Origin of the sequence: Spirosoma sp. 48-14, from assembly GCF_001898575.1 — a bacterium.
Taxonomy (GTDB): domain Bacteria; phylum Bacteroidota; class Bacteroidia; order Cytophagales; family Spirosomataceae; genus Spirosoma.
The window spans coordinates 111,232-132,424 of record NZ_MKUD01000002.1 but is presented as its reverse complement, the minus strand read 5'-3'; the positions used below and the strand labels follow the sequence as shown (position 1 = coordinate 132,424).

Below are 21,193 nucleotides of genomic sequence, written 5' to 3'. Positions count from 1 at the left end.
TCTCAAATGCGCAATCATCTTAACTCTTTTAACCAATGAACGTACTGCTGATTGAAGACGAGGAATTAGCCGTTCGCAAACTCACCAAATTATTGCAGGACGTAGACCCAACCATTACGATTGTAGGCACCGAAGCCAGTGTTCGGTCGTCGGTGGCCTGGCTCAATGCCAACGGCCCTGGGCAACCGCTGGCTCCCGATCTGATTCTGATGGATATTGAACTGGCCGACGGGCAAAGCTTCGAGATTTTCGAGCAGACCACCGTGAGCGCCCCCGTTATCTTTACCACTTCCTACGATGAGTATGCGCTTAAGGCTTTCAAAGTCAATAGTATTGATTATTTGCTAAAGCCGATCAAACGGCACGAGTTGGAAGCCAGTCTGACCAAATACCGACGCACCAAAGGTGGAACGACCAACGAGTCGGGCGAGGTAAAAAGCAACCACCTGGGGACCGTCGATATTGATGCGTTGGTACAACAACTTCGCCAGCAGATTCAGCCCAGCGATTACCGACGTCGGTTTCTGGTAAAGCACTTGCAGCAGTGGGTGCCTGTAGAGGTCAGCGATATTGCCTATTTCTATTCGGAAGAAGGGGTAAGCCTGTTTCGGACGACAAACAATCAGAAATTTTCGCTGGATTACCCGCTCGATGAACTCGAAAATATGCTTGATCCATCGCAGTTCTTCCGGGCCAATCGACAATTCATCGTGCACATCAACACCGTCCAGCAAATTCACCCCTACTTCAATAACAAACTCAAACTGACCCTCAAACCTGCTACCGACGATGAGGTTCTGGTAAGCCGAGAACGCGCTACAGAGTTCAAGAAATGGATGGGGAAATAGAGCCGAAACGGTAGATTTGGTCGCTATCTGCCTTCGCTTACCAATATTCCTAAATCTGCATGAAAAAAATTTATTCACTAGTCTGCCTGCTGCTCGCGCTTACAGCTCAGGCGCAAACAAGTAAATCGACAGGATCATTGACTGATGTTGCTTTTATGGAAGGTCGCTGGCTGGGCACATTCAACGGAGGGCCTATTGAAGCCGCCTGGATTGCACCCGTTGGCGATAACCTGTCGGGCTTCATGCGAATGATGAAAGACAACAAGGTAACGATGTACGAGATGTTGATCTTTGAACAGACCAGCGAAGGGCCAATTGTACTCGTCAAACATTTTAAGCCGGGCCTGATTGGGCAGGAAGAAAAAGATAAGTCGGATCGCTATCGGTTCATTGAAGCCAGCCCTAACCGGGCTTTGTTCGAGAAAGAGGACGGATCTATCCGAATCATTTATGAAAAACGCGGAGCCAACCAGTTAGTGATTCAACGCGGCCAGCCCAAAGATGGAAGCTGGTCGTTCAGCGACCTGTTCGTATTCAAACGCGTCAACTAGGGCGGGTTAATTTAAACACAGAGGCACGGTGTGCACAGAGAATTAAACGATTTATTCTCTGTGCACACCGTGCCTCTGTGTTTAATCTAGCTAATTTCGTTGGAATGAATATGATTTATTGGGGTCTAGTAGTGGATGAGGTCCTTTCAACGCGTTGTCGCTAAGAGTAAGAGACAGATTCTCGAAGAACACATCCATCAGCCAGGGTTCGAATCGGAATTCGAAGTCGTTGTGTTCTTTATGAGCGACCTGGAAAATAGAAAAGCGTTCTGGGCAGAACTCAAACTGGAGCATAAGGGCATCAACGGGGTGTTTATTAAAATGCACCTGCCCATTGGCGTTGGTGGTGCCCTGTTGAATATCGGCTCCATGTTTAACACCAACCAGGATATAACTCAACAATTGCTTGTTGGTGTCAACAATACGAATCGTGAGTTGATTGCCGGGAACCGTTCTACTTTTGACCAGAGCAAAGTCTTTATCCGGTTTTGGGCGGCTGTTCAGAATAATCTGGTCGCCCTGGAGTTTCCAGGTCCCTTTTCCCATCCGGTCGAGGGCACCGTAGGCGAAGAAAAATTCAAACGTGGAGTCTGGGTTTAGTTTGATCCCCGATCCAACTTCACGGACACCTGTGAGGTAGTATTCTCCGGCGATAGATTTCGGCGTTTTCTGGGCAATGGATTGTGTCATAATCAGAGTAGCCACCAATCCGAGGACTGGGGTATAAAAGGTGTTCATGTCGTTGTTGTCTTGCTCAAAACTACATGAACGCATACCCCAATAGCCAGTGCCAGTTTGTAACGGGAGTTGAAAAGTGAATAACCGGAGTAGATCAAAGCGTAAACCACAGTCTACGTAGTTCGGGAAAAGCCTGCTAGTTCGGTAACTGGCTAATGGGGCTAATCTGAATGTTTCGGTAAAATACCTCTGCCCCTTCTGACTGAATCTGAATCTTACCTTTCGTGAGGGGCATGATTTCGCCGTTAACGACATGACGTGTATGTTCCAGCCTGAGATTGACTTTGCCGTTTATAACGTGCAGGCAGGTGTCGCCCAGGCAATATAATTCAATGACATTCCATTGGCCCGACGGTTTTTCATTGTCGGGGTTTTTTAGGCAGGTGCGGCCATTAGGGGTTTTATCCTGAAAGGTAATCAGTGGTGCTTCGGGCTGATAAATGAATTTTCCCTTGTCGTTTTTCGTGGCCGGAATATCTGCCAGTACATCCATCACCCCCCAATAGTCACCACAGTCACCCTCCTGAATTTGGAATTCGAACGACTCCATCCAGAGCATAGGTGTTCCATGCGATCCAACGCTATGGTAGAGCAAACCACTATCGCGTGGCTGATCAAGTTTGGGCGGCCACTTTTGAGTTCCCCATTTGAATTCGGCCCGGAAATGGTAGTTCTCAAACTCGGCCAGTGTATTGATGCCCCCGAAGGTTTCGCCAGAAATCCGTAAAGCAGGCTTCCCATCGACTGTCACGACTGAGAAAACATGGTTGGGATCGTTGTTGAGGCCAATCGGAGCTGGTTTTGGTGCTTGCTTATCTGCCGAATAAGGTCGATCGAGATAGGTTTCCCAGCCACTCAAATCTTTTCCGTTGAAAAGCGATTGCCAGCCGGTTGCTTTTTCCCTGCTTTGACCCAGTATTGAACCGTAAAACAAACTCAGGCAGGATGCCAGGACATATACTTTCATAGAACGAAGATGTACAACAATTCAGCGAACAGACTGTTAACGTCGGGATTATGATTTACACAACGTATGAATATGAAACAGTCTTTGATCGTGCTTCTACTCGGCCTCGGTTTGGCCGCTGGTTGTCAGAAGAAAGAAAATGCAAAAGGAGTGGATACAGGAAACCTCGATAGTGCCAAAGAAGACGTATCGACCGTTGGTAACCCGAAGTTACTATACACGCTACCTGACAAGTACAATACGCCTGATGGGATGGCTCTGGCACCCGATGGGTCTATTTACCTGTCGGTTCCAAACCTGGCTGATAATAGTTACCCCGGTGTTATCGTAAAATTCGCCAGCGATTCGGTTCAGTTTTTTACCAGTTTACCCGCCCATCCCGACACAAAACATGCCTGCCCTATGGATTTGGCTTTCGGACCCGATGGTAACCTGTATTATGCTGATAACCAGTATGAAAACGACAAAGATTACAAGTCGAGGCTGATGCGGATTCGCCTGAAGGGTGGTCAGGTCGTTGGAATTGATCCTGTGGTAACCGGCTTTGGTTTATCGAACGCCGTAGTCTGGAAAGGGAATACAATTTACGTGACCGACAGCCAGTGGGATATGCCTGACAACGACAAAGGCAGTGCGGTGTTCCATTTCACACTGGATGAACTCGCTAAAGGGCTTGTTACTTTAAAGCCTAAAACGATGGATTCGCACATTCTGGCCACATTTACGACACAGGTTAACGAGACGGGGGTTGATAACGGAGCCGATGGCCTGGATTACGACAGTAAAGGTGCTTTTTATACGGGTTCGTTCGGCGACGGAACGCTCTACAAACTGACATTGAAGCCAGATGGCTCTTTAGCGTCGAAAGAAGTGGTGAATACCGATCATAAAATTGCCTGTGTGGATGGATTGATCATTGACCGGAAAACAGATAAAATCTACCTGTGCAATTCACGAATGAATGCTGTGATGACCGTTACGCCCGAAGGTAAAGTGAGCACACTCGTCCAGAATGGGGATACAGAAGGCGAAACGGGTAAAATTGACCAGCCCGCTGAGGTTCTTTTGAAAGGGAATCGGCTCTATATTACGGACTTTGATAAGCCTGAGAAGAAATTCGTCAATACGAAAGCTGATAAAGTACATACTATGTCGTATGTAGATTTGTAACGGAATGATGCACGGTTCCCGGCGGAATATACCAACTTCCAGTCCGCATAGTCAATAACGTATTAACTATGCGGACTGGAAGTTCGCGTTACAAGGGTTTCAGTTCCAGATTGCGCCAGCGAACTTTGATGCCTCCACCGTCGTGAATTTGCAGGGCAATAGAACCGTCGGCCTGGCCAATTTTTTCGTCGTGCATATCGACCATTTCTTTACCATTCAGGTAGGTCTGAACATGGTCACCTTCAACCCGAATCCGCATTTTGTTCCATTGCTCGGGTTTCAGAATCGTTTCTTTTTCGTCGGGAATTTGAACCAGCCAGCCTCGGCCGTAGGATTCATAAATGCCGCCCGTATCGTGGTTGGGAGGAGCTACTTCAACCTGCCAGCCACTAACTTTAGTACCTTCGATGGTCGACCGGAAAAAGACGCCACTGTTGCCGTTAGCTTCCTGTTTGAATTCCAGCGTTAGGTCGAAGTTCTTATAGAATTTTTCGGTAGCCAGGTAGCCGTATTTTTTGTCGGGGCCGCTTTCGCATACCAGATTTCCGTCTTCAACATACCACTTTTCAGTGCCGTAGATTTTCCAGCCGTCCAGATTTTTTCCATTGAACAGGCTAATGGTTTTTTTAGCGGGGGCTGCCATTATAAACAGAACGAGCAGTAATCCGGCCGTAAGTACTTTGGTCATTAGAAATTACAGGTTTAATATTTGGGGTTCTGGGTTCGAAATTACAGATAAAACGGCGATCAGAAGCTGTCAGGCTACGGTTAATGCGAGCTCGCCATAAGCACACAAACTGGAGCGGGTACCTTGACAGACTGACCAGTGTAGGTTAATAGGCCTGTTTTCTGATCGCGTCTGAAAATAGTGATGTTGTCCGTATCCTGATGGGCTACGAATACAAATTCTCCTTTCGGGTCGATCAGGAAATTACGGGGTGTTTTGCCTTCCGTCGTTTGCTCACCTACTTTGGTCAGTTTTCCATCTTTTCCAATAGCCAGGATCGCCAGGCCGTTAAAGCCCCGATTCGACTGATACAGAAATTTTCCGGATGGGTCAATATGGATGTCGGCACTGGTATTCTGACCGCTAAAGTTGGCAGGTAGCGTTGGTACATTATCCTGCATGAGCGTTAGTTTGCCCGTTTTGGCATCGCGGGAAAAAGAAGCTACCGTAGAGGTCAGTTCTTCGACCAGATAGGCGTATTTACCATTAGGATGAAACGTAAAGTGGCGCGGTCCGGAACCTGGCTTTACACTCGCATAGGGTGTTGAAGCGGGCTTTACTTTACTATTCGCTACGTCGATTTCAAAGATATTCAGCTTATCGGTGCCCAGATCAGCTACATAAACAAATCGGTTGTCGGGGGCCAGCGTTGCCGAATGGACATGGGCTTTTTCCTGACGCTGTGCATTGGGGCCAGTGCCTTCATCCTGTACTTTGTCGGTCGATTCCCCCAGAGTGCCATCAGCTTTGATGGGTAATACCGCCAGGCTTCCACCGCCATAATTGGATACAAAAGCGGTTTTACCCGTATGGTCGACACTCACATGGCAGGGCCCCGCACTCAATGATGATTGACTGTTCATGAACTGAAGTTTTCCCGTAGCCTTGTCGATCGAATAGGAGCTTACGCCACCTGCGCCCTTATCGGCCCCTTCGTTGACGGAGTACAGATACTTACCCGTTGGATGTATTGCCAGAAAAGATGGACTTTTTACATTTGAAACGGCCTGAATCTGGTGCATGGTCCCCGCCTTCCGGTCGAATTCAAACACATAGATACCCTCACTACCTCGCAACGAGTACGTACCAATGTACATGATTTCTTTGCCAGTCTGGGCGTGGGCTGCCAAACTGGCACTTACTAAAATAGTAGTCAATAGCTTATTCATAAAACAAGGATGAGTCGGACTAATAAGGGTGAAAACTACATAAACTACCGTTAAGGCCCAATCAAGTCGGCTAGCAGAATCTTAGGTTTGTTTTTGAAGAAACCGCCTGATAAAGAAATAGTGCAATTTTATAGGTTTACATGAAACAATAGTTGTAAAACGATTAAGCAGAATCCCTTAACTTTGCAAAACGATTCTGTCTATCAACAGTAGGTATCGTTTTAACCTAACTTTTTCGTTACCGTTACTATTTTCTCTTATCAGTATGAAACGAATTTTGATTCTTTTTTCGGCAGTAGTGATGCTGGCTTCCTGTAACAGTAAGAAGCGGCTGGCCGAAATGAAAGCCCTACAGGATGCTCGTGACAAGGCCGTATCTTCACTGGCCGATTGCGACAAATTGACGGCTGATCTGCGTACTCAACTGTCGGCCAAAGACACTGATCTGCAAGGTAAAGACAAACAGGTTAGTGATTTACAGGCTCAGATCGACTATCTGAAAAAAACCAACACCAACCTTCTGGACCGGATGTCAGATTTGTCGATTGTTAGTAAATCAGGGGCTGAGAGCATCAAAAAATCGCTCGAAACCCTGAACGAACAAACGAAGTACGTCAACAACCTCAACTCAAGCATTCAGCGTAAAGATTCGTTGAACCTGGCGTTGGTGATGAGCCTGAAACGTTCACTGGACGACATCAACGATCAGGACGTACAGGTTGAAGTGAAAAAAGGGGTCGTGTATGTGTCTCTGTCGGACAAGCTTTTGTTCAAATCGGGTAGCTATGAGGTTCTGCCTGCTGCCGAAACGGTATTAGGCAAAGTGGCTAAAGTGGTAAATGACCACAAAGAGCTGGATATTCTGGTTGAAGGTCATACCGACATTGTCCCCATCTCAACTGCGTCGATCAAAGATAACTGGGATTTGAGCGCTTTGCGGGCTACGTCGGTTGTGCGGACGCTGCAAAAGAAATTTTCTGTGGCTCCTGAGCGTATGACCGCTGGTGGTCGCTCAGAGTTCGCTCCGAAAGATGATAACACGACGGATGTTGGTCGCCAGCAAAACCGCCGGACCGAGATCATCATTACACCAAAACTAGACCAGTTCTTCAATCTGCTGTCGAGCGGCCAGGCTGGTGGAAGCAAATAAGGTTTGATCTATTTATAGTCTTTCAATAAAAAATCCCGGTTGATGGCATCAACCGGGATTTTTTATTGAATCTGTTTAAACATGTAGTCCAATCATTGTTCCCCCGGGGAGCGTGGGTTTTTCGATTAAGTGCTAGCTTATTCCCGTTCCGAATCGGTATGGCTGGGTTGCTCAGAAGAGTCCGTATCCGTTGGTAAAACGGTTTCAGCATCTGGCCGGGCTTCTTCGTCTGATAAATTAGTTGTTTCCGACTCTGTATCGACTGCCTCTGGATCGACTGAGGGCGAATCCTGTTCTTCCTGAAGATAGTCAGCGGCTGGCAGGACCGATGCTTCGATAGGGTCAGGGTTTGAAACGGGTAACATACTATCTTCCACATGCTGTTCGCCAAAGAATCGACGCTGGAAGAACAAAATCAGGCAGACACCGATGAAAATGCAGGAATCCGCAATGTTGAAAATGGGCGTAGAATAATATTGGCCTCCCCATACAGGCACCCAGTCGGGAATAAAACCCTCCCACACATCCACAAAGATCATATCAATGACCTGTCCATGAAACCAGGGCGTTGGTGAGCCATAAGGTGCATTATTCAGAAAAACACCGTAAAAGGTGCTGTCAATCACGTTGCCAACGGCGCCCGCCAGAATCATGGCCATTGCCCACAACAATCCGTTTGGGGCGCCCCGATGCGCCAGGTTAACCAGATAATAACCAATGCCTACCATGGCGAACAGCCGGAATATACTAAGTAGTAATTTCCCGTATTCATGACCCAACTGCATCCCGAATGCCATGCCCGGATTTAGCACATAATGCAGTTTCAGCCAGTCGCCAGCTAGTTTTATCTGACCGGCAAAGCCCGGAGCCATGTAGAAATGAACAGCCAGCTTCACGCCCTGATCCAGTGCAATCAAAGCGAGTGTCAGTAGAAAAAATTTAAGGGGATTTTTTTGAATCATGATAAAAAAGTAGGCACAGCAGGGACCGCTTTCACGGCCGGGCGAGTTCCCGGTTTGCTGTGCCAGTCATAAAAACTGCCAAAAATAGTCAGGTGTAGTCAATGATTGGCAAGCGTTGTCGTTTCAGTCCTGACTATTCTTACCAATCATCGCCTACACCTGTAGCTATTTACTTATTTCGAGCGACAATCCTTCCGGCGTTTCAACTCGTTACTGACTAAAGTAAACTCCCGGCTACTTTGCCCGGCAATCGACTTGTTCTCATCGGCTCGGCGGAATAAGTAAGGCATCACAGCGTCAATAGGCCCATAAGGCACATATTTGGCTACATTATATCCTTTATTCGCCAGGTTAAACGAGATGTTGTCGCTCATGCCCAGCAACTGCGCAAAGAAAATATGGGGATCGTTGGGTGCAATACCCAGTCGACTCATTTCCTGTACGCAATACTGGCAGCTTTCTTCATTGTGCGTGCCCAGACAGACCGAGATAGTATCCCGATGTTCGAGGCAGAAATCGATGGCGGCATTGAAGTCATGGTCAGTATCATCTTTGGTGGCCTGAATAGGGTCCTGATACTCATCTTCATGGGCTCGCAGCCGTTCTTTTTCCATGTAGGCTCCCCGTACCAGTTTTACGCCCAGGCAATAGCCCTTGGCCTGAGCTTCTGCCGTATCACGCTGAAGGTGAGAAAGGCTTTCCCAGCGATACATCTGGTAGGTGTTGTAAACGATGGGGCGTTCGTGGTTATAACGGTCCATCATTTCGTAGGCTAACGTGTCAATCGTATCCTGAATCCAGCTTTCCTCAGCGTCGATAAAAATTCGGACGTTGCGTTCATGGGCCCGTCGGCAAAGCATATCGACTCGTTGCATAACCCGGTCGAATTCGGCCTTCTGGGTTTTGTTGAGCGAATCGCCAATCTGAACGGCTTCGAGCAGTTCAGTTGAGGCAATACCGGTGACCTTAAAAACTGAAAATGGGATGTCTTTCGATTCGCTGGCACGTTCGATCGTGCGGAGGATTTCGAGGGCAGTTTCGTCGAAACTTTTTTCCGTATCTTCTCCCTCTACTGAGTAATCGAGAATAGTGCCAACATGCACGTTGTGGAGGTGTCGGATGGTTGTTTCGCAATCGCGAATACTCTCACCACCACAGAATTGCTCGAAAATTGTGTTTTTAATCAGGAATTTAATGGGAAGATGTAGGCGTAAGGCAATCTTTATAAAAAAAGTACCTAAATTTACCAGCCATCCCTGATTCATCAACGCAAATAACCAGTAGGTCTTTCGGAGTTTGAAGTCCGACTGGGACGAAAAAGCAATCGAAGTATCCTCAAATGAAATGGGGCGTTCCGAGCTTGGTTTTCGATCGGATTGACCCTGGATAGTCTCCGGCATTAGATTACTTCGGTTCGACATATCAGTGCTCCGTTTGGGCGGTGCTACTTGCATAGCTTGAGTGCGTGTCGGTTACACGGCCGAAATATAAACGAATTTTAAATCAAACGGTTAAAATTCCGGCGCGACTTAGTTTGACTAACAAAAACGGTTTTAGACAAATTAGGGAACCGGCTTGACTGACAGCTGGTTCCCAATGCAAATATACCACAAATTTAAATTGAAAGTTCCCCATAGAGTATAAGCAATACTCTTAGAATACCTGATTAGTATGAAAGTAGAATTAGCTGTAGAGCCGCTTGGATCGTGGATTGAGACCAACGGCAAACCTCTGATCATTGCGGGGCCCTGTAGCGCTGAAACCGAAGATCAGTTAGTGGAAACGGCTCGCCAATTGAGTAAATTGGGAGCAGTACATGCCCTTCGTGCGGGTGTATGGAAGCCTCGGACGCGTCCGGGGAGTTTTGAAGGTATGGGCGAAGCGGCTCTCCCCTGGCTTCAGCGGGCAAAAGCCGAAACGGGTTTGCCAGTTGCCGTAGAGGTAGCGACTCCCGAACATATCGAACTGGCGCTGAAATATGGTGTCGATATTTTGTGGATTGGTGCTCGTACCACCGTCAATCCATTTAATGTACAGGAAATTGCTGATGCACTTCGGGGGGTTGATGTACCCGTGTTGATCAAGAACCCGGTAAACCCCGATCTGGCTCTGTGGGTTGGCGCCTTTGAGCGGATTGCCGGAGCAGGTATCAAGAAACTGGCTGCCATTCACCGGGGCTTTGCAACGGGCGAATCCAGCAAATACAGGAACGTACCGATGTGGCAGATGGCAATCGAACTGAAATCCATTTTCCCACAATTACCGATTATCGGTGATCCAAGCCACATGGCGGGTAAGCGGGCATATCTGAACGAACTGGCTCAGATGGCTATGGACCTCAACTACGATGGTCTGATTGTTGAATCGCACATTGACCCCGACAAGGCGTGGAGTGATGCTGCCCAGCAGTTGACCCCAGCCGCTTTTGGTGACATGCTCGATCATCTGGAAATCCGTCAGGTTGAATCGCAGAACCTGGAGTTTCAGAGCTTTACCGAACAGTCGCGTCGGAGCATCGATAACGTAGACCGTCAGATTGTCGAAATGCTGGCTGCCCGTATGGCGCTGGTTGAGCGGCTGGCCGAATACAAGCGTGACAATAACGTGACGCTGTTCCAGCCTGAGCGGTGGAAAGAAATTCTGAAAACGCGTACCGAATTAGGCAAGAAATTAGGCCTGTATCCTGAACTGGTGGAAGAAATCTACAAGATTATCCACATGGAGTCGATCCGGAAGCAGACCGAAATCATCCATAACACCGCACAAAGCGCGTAGTAAGATAGGTATAATCAGTAAAAAAGGTAGACTCGTATAACAGGTGATTATCCTGGCTATACGAGTCTACCTTTTTTACTGACCAAGCTTTTTACCTGAGTCTTAAAGAGAGTACCGAGTTGTTATACCCCGCAAAGCAACCTAAACCACCGTCGATGTTGCTGGGTATAAGAACCGGTTCAGCAAACGGGTTGTTACGGGAGCGATTCTGTCGGATGATTGCTTCCCGATACCGATAATATGATTGATCAACGGTCATTAAATTGACCGATACGGAGGCTATACGATAGCGGTGGTAGAAATCAAGGTCCTGATTGCCCGACGGTTGATTGGATGTTAAATACGCCCTTCCCGACACTACAGTAGTACCGTCGACGCCTTCGTCCGAAAAAAGCCCTCGGTTGTCATCATCAAACGACAGGTTGCTATTGCCATCTGTTCGGCTACAACTGCTACAATTGAGCACATACTGGAAATTTCCGGATACCTGATAGAAGTTCGTCTGACCAGCAGGGTCCTGCCAGCTTGCTCGTACAAAATACCGCTGGTTCTGATTCCGATTAAGAATAGCGTTGGCGTTAGAATCCAGCTTAACAGACGTGGGCTTGACCGCATACGGAATGGTACAGGTGCTGGAAGCTTTCTGTCCGTCGGCCGTCGTTACGGTCAGTTTATAGGTATGCCCCGCAATAATAGGCAGCAATTTGGCATCGGCGCTGTAATAAAAACGGACAGAATCGCCGGGGAAAAGTACGTTCTTGTAAAGAAGCTGTACCGATCGGCCGCCTTCCGATAGCATGACGGTAGCATCGGAGACCGATGTGCCTGACAAATACTGACTGATACTGTCGCCTACTACGGTTCGGGAGCGGGTTACGTTTGCCGTTAAAGCAACGTCCTGTGGCGACAGAAAGCAACTTACGACCAGTTTGGGCGGATCGACACCTAACTCACCTGGGTCTACTTCGTTTCGCAGGCCAGTGCAGCTGTTAAATAGAAACAGACTCATCAGGCCGATAATGAGTACCGGAAATGGGTTATATAAACGAATGAGCAGAGCCATCAGAATTTGAAATTATAACTAATTGCCGGAACAATCGGGAAGACGGAGTAGCGGAACAGGGCAGTCCGGGAAGGGGTCGTTGCTGTGGCGGCTACGGATTCGAGTCGGTAGAAGAACGGGTTCCGGCGGTTATACAGGTTGTAGGCGCTGAATTCCCAGGTTCGTTCATGGTGCTTTTTCCGTTTGTGAAATTGTATGCTCACATCAAACCGATGATAGGGTTCGGCTCGGAAGGTGTTTTTCTGGTTACCATAATCGTCCGAAGTGCGGGGCGTATAAATGAGCGAGTTATCGAGCCGATAGGTATCATAACGCCCAACGGGTATGGTCAGGGCATTGCCGGTACCGTATACCCATAGGGCCGATACCGTAATTCGTTTGTTTAGCTCATAAATCCCGACCAGTGAAATATCGTGTCGGCGGTCGTAGCGCGGGTAATATGGCTGTCCTCCATTCAATTCGGCAAACTGCCATTGGGTCCACGAAAGGGTATAGCCCGCCCAGCCCGAAAAACGCCCTGTTTTCTTTTGCAGCAAAAATTCGGCTCCGTACGACCAGCCTCGTCCTGCCGTCACATTATCTTCCCACCGTACACTGTTGGCATTCGTAGGGTCGTTGATCAGCAGGAAGCTGGCACCTTCCTTATAGTTGATGATGTTATTCATCTGCTTGTAATACCCTTCAATGGTCAGCGTTAGCCCACTATTGGTAAAATCTTTGGCAATACCAGCGGCTACCTGTTGCGACTGCTGGGGTTTTACCCGGTCGGTGGTGGGTACCCATAGATCGGTAGGCAGACCAATGCCGGTATTCGACAGCAGGTGAACGTATTGATTCATCAGGGCATACGACGCTTTGATCGACAGATCCGGTTTTAGCGTATAGGCGGCTGAGATACGAGGTTCAGGCCGGAGGTAGCTGATGTTCTGGCCCGAAAAATAACTCAGCCGGACACCACCATTTAGCCGCCAGCGGGTCGATGGGCGCCAGGTATCCTCCACATACACACCTGATTCCAGCACATCAATATTCGTTGCGTTATCGATCGACTGGCGGATGGTGGTGTTTTGAAGAACAACGGCGCTGGGTGTAAAGCGATGGTAAATGCCCTGAATGCCTGCCCGGATCGAGTGCTGAGGGGTTGGGTAAAAATCGAAATCGTACTTGAGTGATAAATCCCGGATGCCCGAATTGTAGAACAGTGAGTAAACCGCCGTATCCTGCGTACTTTTTTCAACCGACGAAATCTGGAATTTGTAATCGCTAAAGATGAGCGATAGATTCGAAAACAGCTTCTGATTGAATAAATGATTCCAGCGTAGGGTGCCGGTTGCATTGCCCCAGCGTAGGCCCGTATCCGTATTCAGTACTTTATCGTTGGCGTAAAAACGATCGCGGCCGAAATAACCACTGAGGTAGATTTTGTCTTTGGGCGTCAGATCGTAGTTGGCTTTGGCGTTCAGGTCATAGAAGTAATACCCGGCATTCAACTGACCGTTGGTCTGGGCATTGATGACGGGAGCACCTACAAAATCAAGATACGTTCGTCGGCCTGAGACCAGAAAAGAACCAGAACGCTGGCCCGGCTTTCTATTTTTTGTCAGCGGCCCTTCCAGAACCAGTCGTGAGGCAATGAGGCCAATGCCGCCCTCACCGTGCAATTTCTCGCGGTTTCCATCTTTCATATTCAGATCGATCACCGATGAAAGACGACCGCCATACCGGGCCGGAAACCCGCCTTTTATCAATTCAACACTTTTGATCGCATCGCCATTGAAAACGGAAAAGAAACCGAACAGGTGGTTGGCATTGTATACAACCGCATCGTCCAGGATGATCAGGTTTTGATCGGGACCGCCCCCGCGCACATAAATGCCGGTTTGCCCTTCAGAACCTTTCTGTACACCGGGCATCAACTGAAGTACTTTGAGTACATCTTTCTCGCCCAGGAAAGCGGGTATTTTCTTGATTTGAGCTACGGGAACGTCGATGGTGCTCATGCGCGGGCTTTCGCTTACTTTCTCTACGGTGCTACTTGCTTTCACATTCACCTCCGACAGTGCCTGGCCGGGTGCCAGCAGAATATTCTGTGTTTTGTTTGTTCGTAGACTGATCGTATAGGCCACTGTTTCGTAGCCGACAAAGGAGTAAGCCAGACGTATGCTATCCTGAGCGGGTAATGTCAGTGAGTAAAAGCCGTAGGTGTTGGTTGTAGTGCCTGTGGTTGTGCCTGGCAAATACACATTAACACCGATCAGGGCCTCCAGACTGCCCGACTCACGCACATAGCCGCTAACCGTAAATCGATTGCCCGACTGAGCGAATAAATGACAGGGGAACAGGAAAAGAATAAGCAGACTTTGGAAACGTATGGGCATTGACCAAACGACTAAATGAGTAAAGCAAACAAAATGAGCTAACGAGCGCTGAGTCTGTAAAATGTAAAACGTTTATATGGCTAAATTATGTTATACAAGTGAGAAAGAACAGGTGCTTCGAGAGAATCCATACGGCTGTTTTTTAGTCGATTACTAAACAAAAGAACGGTAAGAACGGTAATACAACCGGCGGCACCTGTCGTGTAAACACCTGAATAGCTATGCTTACGTTTGATAAACTTTCGCTCAATATACCCGATACGTCAAAACCGCGCGTTGTCATCATTGGGGGCGGCTTTGGCGGTATGAACTTAGCCAAAGCGCTGCGCGATGCCGACGTGCAGGTGGTGCTGTTCGACAAACAGAATTACAACGGTTTCTGGCCATTGCTGTATCAGGTAGCTACGGCCGGTCTGGAGCCCGATGCCATTGCCGAACCATTCCGAAAGATGTTTGACGGCTACGACGACTTTCATTATCGGATGGTACGGGTCAGCAAAATTGATCCTACTACAAAAACCATAACCACTCTCATTGGCGACCTGCATTACGATTATCTGGTCATTGCGACAGGGGCCAAGTCGAATTTTTTCGGCAACGAGCAGATTCAGAAATATTCGTTTCCGCTAAAAACCATCCCCGAAGCCCTCAACGTTCGAAGTCAGTTTTTACAATGTTTTGAACAGGCCAGCGTCACTACCGACCCCGAAGAACGGAGAAGTTTGTTAACCTTTGTCATTGCGGGGGCTGGACCAACGGGAGTTGAAATGGCTGGTTCTCTGGCCGAGATGCGTAAACATGTACTTCCTTGCGATTATCCGGGTCTGGATTTCAGTGAGATGAACATCATTGTGGTCGAAGGGCTTGGTAAAGTGTTACCTCCCATGTCGGACGAAGCCGGGCAAAAAGCACAGCGCTATCTGGAAGATTTGGGTGTTATTGTCAAGCTGAATACGCTGGTTGATTCGTACGATGGGGAAACGGTAACGTTTAAAAGTGGCGAACAAATCAAGACGCAAACGCTCGTTTGGGCGGCTGGTGTTACTGGGGCGCTCATGGATGGGATTCCGGCCGATTCGATTGAGAAAGGCCGTATTCTGGTCGATCCGATCAACCGGGTTCAGGGGCTGACCGATGTATTTGCTATTGGCGATATTGCCTTTATGAAGTTGAACGACTACCCAAAAGGGCATCCTGGCGTAGCGCAGCCAGCCATTCAACAGGGCAAACACTTGGCTAAAAACCTAAAACACCTGATGAAAAACGAGCCAACGACACCTTTCGAATACTTCGACAAAGGCTCACTGGCCATTGTGGGTCGTAGTCGGGCTGTAGCCGATTTGCCTGGTAAGCTACACCTGGGTGGGTTTATTGCCTGGATGGCCTGGTTGTTCGTGCATATCTGGTATCTGGTCGGATTCCGCAGCAAATTGATTGTATTCAGCAATTGGATATACCGATTATTCACGTACCAACGAGGTACGCGTATCATTATCCGCCCGTTTGTCCGGAAAGACGATAAAGTAGGACAGGAAATAATGGCACACAACGAAATGAGCTAAAGGCTATTTTTATGTGCTGGTCCGCAATACAATCGTGGCTCAGCACATATTTTGACGAACGTTAGACACTACCGTTTACCGAGCGGGAAATTGAATCCAAAGGCATATTTGTATTGCAACGAATAGAAATGATGCGTGGCCAATCCCTGCTGATCTGCACCCAGCCGGGTATTGGTATAGTCGGCCCAGGCCCCCTGAACGTCGGTTTGCAGGAAAAAATACCGGAAGATATCCAGTTTTAAACCACCACTCATGGCCGCTACGACGCCATGAAAATGAAACGGCCCTTCCTGCTGATTGCCCAGTATGGTCGAAATGGTGTACGAAATAAGGGCTCCACCACCGACCTTACCGATCGCACTCAGTTGAAGATGTTTACTCTGCCAGAGTTTATGACGTTTTACCAGGTTGAGCATCAGGTAATTGTTGCCGTTGGTGTGTTGTAAATGCACAAAATCGGGCGTAACGAGCGTGTCTTTATCGATCTGATGGCCACGTATCTGACCCTGCACATGGATAACCTGATTGTCGGTCACGATGTATTTCAGGTGGTCCCAGCTTAGTTCAATGCCCAGGTCGTGTTTGTCGTTAAAAAAATAGCCGAGGTTCATGTCGTACTGGGGAACCGTCAGGTTATCAAGCCGGTAAAAGTCTTTCATATCGGCCCGGTCGTGTGCGCTGGCTTTTATAAATGTAAAATCGTAATTATCGGTGGTCGTATTGCGAAAGTGGATGGTGCTACGGGAATACGATTCACGATTATAACCCCAGGTGAAGTAAAGGCTACCTCGCATTTTGCCAAGCTTAACTGTATTTTGGGGAGGTAACGTTTGAGCGAAAACAGGTTGCAGCCAGCAACAAAAGACAATACCAGACAGTAGAACTTTAAGGTCCATGAAGTACAATTACGGTATAGTGAATGGCGGTTACCTAGACGTTAGTAGGAAACACATGATACAAAAGACGTATTGCCCCTATAAAGTTCCCTAAACATCTATAAATGAAAAGGTAGCCACATTGATCAGTGACTACCTTTTCATTTATACCGCACAAACTAGTCAAATTACCACCCAGGGCGTCCATACCCATAGTTACCACCGTAGGGTCGGGGTGGTGGAGGAGGGGCATGATGGCGGTGGTAGCCATACGGACGGCCGTAACTATAATTTGGCCGACTATAATAAGTGGTGCAGCTACTGACCGCCAGAGCCAGTACACACGCTGTTACGTATCCAAACCATTTTAACGTTTTCATAGCTTTACATCCTTTTTGTGTAAAATCATTGGTTAGATCATGTGCTGATACAATCGATTAAGGTCTCTTCATTAATCTTCGGTTAAAGTTGCCGGGCCCATACAGATTAACGTCGATAACCAAACGTTTGTCGCATATTCGCGTTTTGTAATTAATCGTTTGACATTTACGTCCATGCGCTATCTGACCTTATTACGAACCTTTGTACTGGCAAATGCCCTGGTTTTTCTGGCGGCTTCGTTGCCTGCCCAATCCATATCTGACACCACTAAAGGAGGGCCGCTCGATTTGGGCAAGATGTGGACGTTTGACAATCCACCCTCCGACTTTTTTCAGAAAACCTACAACTTCAAAGCCGATCAGCAATGGTTCGATGAAGCCCGACTTGCTTCGCTGCGATTTGCCGATTACTGCTCGGCCTCGTTTGTATCGGCCAATGGTCTGGTCATGACCAATCACCACTGTGCCCGCGAGTCGGGAACGGGCGTTACGCGTAAAGGCGAAGACCTGAATGCGACCGGATTCTGGGCAAAAACAGCAGCCGAAGAGCGAAAAGTAGACGGTTTGTTCGTCGATCAGTTGGTGAAAATTGAGGACATCACCAAACGGGTGCAAGACGCGATGAATACTGCCAATTCGGAGCAGGCACAGTTGCAGGCTCGTGAACAGGTCTTTTCCGACATTAAGCAGGAGTACAATCAGAAAGAAGGCTGGAAAGGGCTGGAGCTGCAAACCATTACGTTCTACAACGGCGGCCGGTATTCGCTCTACGGGTTCAAACGGTATACAGACGTCCGGCTGGTGTTCATGCCCGAATTGCAGCTTGGCTTTTTCGGTGGCGATTACGACAACTTTACGTATCCTCGCTATGCCCTCGACTGTTCGTTTTTCCGGGTATATGATAATGGTAAGCCCCTGCAAACCGCGCATTACTTTAAGTTTAACCCCAACGGCGTCCGGGATGGTGAACCTATTTTTGTGATTGGGAACCCCGGTCATACCGAACGACTCAAAACCGTTGCTGAACTCGAATTTGACCGCGACTTACAGACCCCGGCTACAATTCAACTACTCCGTAATCGTTCGGCCGCGTTGCAGGCTTATAATGCAACGGCCAAGAGTGATAGCGTACTGAACGAAATTTTTAGCCTGGAAAATAGCCTGAAAGCCTATGGCGGCCAGCTCGAAGGCTTACAGGATGCGAGCCTTCTCGGTCGGAAGGCGGTATTCGAAAATCAGTTTAAGGCAGCCGCAAAAGCCAAAAACCTTCCGGCCGACCAACTGAAAACCTGGGATGAGATCGCGTCGAATACGGCCCAGCTTCGAAGTGTATTCAAGGATGCCAGCTATCTCGGCCCTAGCGAACAGACCATGGGTGAACTGATGACCTTTGCCAATCTGGTAACTCAATTCAGCGAGATTCTGGCAACGAGGCCGCAGGACGCCGAACGGGCAAGACCGTTGATGGTTGTCCCGACGATAAAAAATCTGACGCTGGACCAGGCGTATCTGGCGGCTCATCTTTCAGAAGCGCAACAGGCCCTGGGTAACGATGATCCGTATGTGAAATTGGCCTTGACCGGCTCCGATGGTAAATCCCGAACACCGAAGGAAGCAGCCGCTTACCTGTTCAAAAACACAAAACTGCTTGACCCGGCTTTTATTAGTGAGTTAGCGACGCGTCCGAATGCAGCTGCGGCTTCGAACGACCCCATGCTGGCATTGGCAAAGATTGGCTTCCCACGTTACCGGACAGCCGCCCTTCAGGCCCGGCAAATCAGTCAGCGTCAGGAAGTGTTGCGGGGCCAGTTGGGTCGAATGTTGTATGATGTGTACGGAACGGCTGTACCTCCCGATGCTACGTTTTCGCTTCGGATCAACGACGGGGTGGTTAAATCCTATAATTACAACGGCACCAAAGCCCCAATTATGACCACCTTTGCCGGGCTATACGACCGAAACTATTCGTTTGCCGACAAAGCGCCCTGGGATTTGCCTGCCCGCTGGAAAACCCCACCGATGGAGTTGCTCAAACAGCCCATGTGCTTTATTTCGACAAACGATATTATTGGTGGTAATTCTGGTAGCCCGATGATCAATAAAAATCGGGAAGCAGTTGGCCTGGCATTCGATGGCAATATGGAAAGCTTACCGGGTGAGTTTATTTTCGTTCCCGACGCTAACCGGACCATTTCCGTACATACGGGAGGCATCGTTGCTGCCCTTAAATACATCTACAAAGCCGACCGTTTAGTAAGCGAATTAGCAGGCACGGCCGTACCCCCTAAACCAGCAACGGCCAAAAAGAAATAAAGCTTCTTGGTGTCATAGCTGAAAAGATATAGGAAACGGTTATGTGCGACCCCGATGGGGTCGAAGGTTTATAGCGGTAATTGTTTCTATAGACATTCGGCCCCATCGGGGTCGTACCATTGATGGTAACGTAAACTCAGCCATGTAAACTCCCCGAAAGTTTAGTACTTTCGGGGAGTTTGTGTTTTAACCGTTCCAACCTGATTATGACTAAGTCTGAAATTCCGGTAATGCCCGATTTTTTTGATCGGTATATCAACCTGGCCGATAACGTTTTTCTTATTGATGCCCTTACCCAGTCGGCTTCGTTTGAAAGTCTGATTCCGGCTTATAAGCTCGAAGCGCTTGGTGACCGTCGGTATGCACCGGGCAAGTGGATGGTCACCGATATCCTGCAACACATCATCGACAACGAACGCATTATGACCTACCGAGCGCTTCGCTTTGCCCGCAATGACAAGACCGAACTGCCTGGTTACGACGAAGAGCTGTTTGGGCAAACCGCCAACGCCAGCCACCGGACCATTGCCGATTTGTATGAAGAATATGCCTTGGTGCGACAGTCGAGTATTGCTCTCTTCAAGAGTTTCGACAATGAAATGCTTCTGAGAACGGGTGTTTGCTTTCACCGGACCATATCCGTAGTAGCGCTGGGGTTCGTGCTGGTCGGCCATGCGAAACACCACGTCAACATTATCCGCGAACGCTATTTACCGCTCCTTTCATAAACAAACTATGTTAAAACGAATCCTCCTCTTTACCGCCATTTCGGCGCAGATTGCTGTTGCCCAAACAAAATCGAAGGTTACCGTTACCGACCTGACCCGCATCAAACAGGTGGGTGGCATTGAATTATCGCCCGATGGCAAACAGGCCGTTTACACGATCACGACCATTGAGCCGAACTCCGATCAGAAAGCGGATGCTCGCCCGGAAGAATACGACTACAAGACCCATATCTATCTGACCAGCCTGAAACCCGGCGACAGCCGTGCCCTAACGCATGGAGCCGAATCAGCTCGTCAGGCGGTTTGGGCACCCGACGGTAAGCGACTGGCGTTTGTTCGGACGGTGAAAGGCAAAAGCCAGATTTTTATTATGCCGCTAGATGGGGGTGAAGCCTGGCAACTGACCAATAGCAACTACGGCGCATCTAATCCGCTGTGGTCGCCGGATGGTAAACGAATTGTGTTTACAGGGGGCGTAACCATGAACCAGATGCTCACCGATTCGCTGCTAAACCCCGATAAAGGCGGGCCATCCTGGTCGTTGGAAAAGCCTGGTTTTGCCAATAACGATTTCGTAAAGGTCGATAAGAAAATAAAGCCCAACCCAGATGGTTCATTGGCCGAAATTCGGGCCTATCTGGCAAAGGACGTAGAAGATAAAAAAGCCAAAGTCATTAATCGGCTCAATTTTCAGGGTGAAGCCACGACCGAACCCGACATCACGTTCCAGCATCTGTACATTACAGACGTAGCCGAAAATGCCAAACCGAAACCACTGACGCGGGGATTTGAATCCTATCAGGCGGCAAATTGGCTTCCCAATGGGCAGGGCTTACT

19 protein-coding genes are annotated in these 21,193 nt (G+C 48.4%); 9 read left to right on the top strand and 10 right to left on the bottom strand.

All coding sequences use genetic code 11. The annotated features are described in order from the left end of the window. Positions 1–35: 35 nt before the first annotated feature. Positions 36–848, top strand: coding sequence for a LytTR family DNA-binding domain-containing protein (locus tag BGO59_RS03675; protein WP_293680693.1), 813 nt, complete (start codon positions 36–38; stop codon positions 846–848). Positions 849–907: 59 nt separating this feature from the next. After that, positions 908–1,399, top strand: a complete 492-nt coding sequence (locus tag BGO59_RS03670) for a DUF6265 family protein (protein ID WP_293680690.1) — start codon at positions 908–910, stop codon at positions 1,397–1,399. A 90-nt stretch (positions 1,400–1,489) separates the two neighbouring features. Here BGO59_RS03670 and BGO59_RS03665 read toward each other — a convergent pair whose 3' ends face one another. Both BGO59_RS03665 and BGO59_RS03660 read right to left on the bottom strand, forming a co-directional pair. Beyond that, entirely contained in the window at positions 1,490–2,137 is a 648-nt protein-coding gene (locus BGO59_RS03665; protein WP_293680687.1) for a hypothetical protein, read from the bottom strand. A gap of 136 nt (positions 2,138–2,273) precedes the next feature. Then, positions 2,274–3,104, bottom strand: coding sequence for a DUF1080 domain-containing protein (locus tag BGO59_RS03660; RefSeq protein WP_293680684.1), 831 nt, complete (start codon positions 3,102–3,104; stop codon positions 2,274–2,276). A gap of 72 nt (positions 3,105–3,176) precedes the next feature. On the opposite strand from BGO59_RS03660, the gene BGO59_RS03655 reads away from it, so the two are divergent. Beyond that, on the top strand, positions 3,177–4,274 hold the full coding sequence (locus tag BGO59_RS03655) for a hypothetical protein (protein ID WP_293680681.1): 1,098 nt from the start codon (positions 3,177–3,179) through the stop codon (positions 4,272–4,274). An 88-nt stretch (positions 4,275–4,362) separates the two neighbouring features. Here BGO59_RS03655 and BGO59_RS03650 read toward each other — a convergent pair whose 3' ends face one another. Both BGO59_RS03650 and BGO59_RS03645 read right to left on the bottom strand, forming a co-directional pair. Further along, the gene (locus tag BGO59_RS03650) at positions 4,363–4,962 is read right to left on the bottom strand and encodes a DUF1080 domain-containing protein (protein WP_293680678.1); all 600 of its coding nucleotides are present in this window, start codon (positions 4,960–4,962) and stop codon (positions 4,363–4,365) included. Between the two features lie 80 nt (positions 4,963–5,042). Beyond that, positions 5,043–6,170 (bottom strand): lactonase family protein, encoded by a 1,128-nt coding sequence (locus BGO59_RS03645; RefSeq protein ID WP_293680675.1) that lies wholly within the window; start codon positions 6,168–6,170, stop codon positions 5,043–5,045. Positions 6,171–6,435: 265 nt separating this feature from the next. Here BGO59_RS03645 and BGO59_RS03640 point away from each other — a divergent pair, with 265 nt between their 5' ends. After that, a complete protein-coding gene (locus BGO59_RS03640; RefSeq protein ID WP_293680672.1) occupies positions 6,436–7,320 on the top strand; it encodes an OmpA family protein in 885 nt (294 codons plus the stop codon). 137 nt (positions 7,321–7,457) lie between these two features. Here the strand turns inward: BGO59_RS03640 and BGO59_RS03635 are convergent, their stop codons facing one another. Next, positions 7,458–8,282, bottom strand: a complete 825-nt coding sequence (locus tag BGO59_RS03635) for a lipoprotein signal peptidase (protein ID WP_293680669.1) — start codon at positions 8,280–8,282, stop codon at positions 7,458–7,460. A gap of 173 nt (positions 8,283–8,455) precedes the next feature. Beyond that, positions 8,456–9,682, bottom strand: a complete 1,227-nt coding sequence (locus tag BGO59_RS03630; protein WP_293681152.1) for a proline dehydrogenase family protein — start codon at positions 9,680–9,682, stop codon at positions 8,456–8,458. A gap of 271 nt (positions 9,683–9,953) precedes the next feature. Between BGO59_RS03630 and BGO59_RS03625 the strand changes: the two genes are divergently transcribed. Next, entirely contained in the window at positions 9,954–11,057 is a 1,104-nt protein-coding gene (locus BGO59_RS03625) for a chorismate mutase (RefSeq protein ID WP_293680666.1), read from the top strand. Positions 11,058–11,148: 91 nt separating this feature from the next. On the opposite strand, the gene BGO59_RS03620 is transcribed toward BGO59_RS03625, so the two are convergent. Next, entirely contained in the window at positions 11,149–12,120 is a 972-nt protein-coding gene (locus BGO59_RS03620) for a DUF4249 domain-containing protein (RefSeq protein WP_293680663.1), read from the bottom strand. Next, positions 12,120–14,498 carry a TonB-dependent receptor gene (locus tag BGO59_RS03615; RefSeq protein ID WP_293680660.1) on the bottom strand — a complete coding sequence of 793 codons (2,379 nt, stop codon included), beginning with the start codon at positions 14,496–14,498 and terminating at the stop codon, positions 12,120–12,122. Before BGO59_RS03615 ends, BGO59_RS03620 begins: the two co-directional genes overlap by 1 nt. A gap of 221 nt (positions 14,499–14,719) precedes the next feature. Here BGO59_RS03615 and BGO59_RS03610 point away from each other — a divergent pair, with 221 nt between their 5' ends. Beyond that, positions 14,720–16,060, top strand: coding sequence for an NAD(P)/FAD-dependent oxidoreductase (locus tag BGO59_RS03610; RefSeq protein WP_293680657.1), 1,341 nt, complete (start codon positions 14,720–14,722; stop codon positions 16,058–16,060). Positions 16,061–16,128: 68 nt separating this feature from the next. Here the strand turns inward: BGO59_RS03610 and BGO59_RS03605 are convergent, their stop codons facing one another. Together BGO59_RS03605 and BGO59_RS03600 are read right to left on the bottom strand one after the other, a co-directional pair. Then, positions 16,129–16,956, bottom strand: coding sequence for a hypothetical protein (locus BGO59_RS03605; protein ID WP_293680654.1), 828 nt, complete (start codon positions 16,954–16,956; stop codon positions 16,129–16,131). A 167-nt stretch (positions 16,957–17,123) separates the two neighbouring features. Further along, the gene (locus BGO59_RS03600; RefSeq protein ID WP_293680651.1) at positions 17,124–17,315 is read right to left on the bottom strand and encodes a hypothetical protein; all 192 of its coding nucleotides are present in this window, start codon (positions 17,313–17,315) and stop codon (positions 17,124–17,126) included. A gap of 174 nt (positions 17,316–17,489) precedes the next feature. Between BGO59_RS03600 and BGO59_RS03595 the strand changes: the two genes are divergently transcribed. The 3 genes from BGO59_RS03595 to BGO59_RS03585 all read left to right on the top strand — a co-directional run. After that, positions 17,490–19,628 (top strand): S46 family peptidase, encoded by a 2,139-nt coding sequence (locus BGO59_RS03595; protein WP_293680648.1) that lies wholly within the window; start codon positions 17,490–17,492, stop codon positions 19,626–19,628. Between the two features lie 206 nt (positions 19,629–19,834). Then, the gene (locus tag BGO59_RS03590; protein ID WP_293680645.1) at positions 19,835–20,356 is read left to right on the top strand and encodes a DinB family protein; all 522 of its coding nucleotides are present in this window, start codon (positions 19,835–19,837) and stop codon (positions 20,354–20,356) included. 7 nt (positions 20,357–20,363) lie between these two features. Further along, a partial coding sequence (locus BGO59_RS03585; RefSeq protein WP_367120181.1) for a TolB family protein occupies positions 20,364–21,193 on the top strand: 830 nt, incomplete at its 3' end.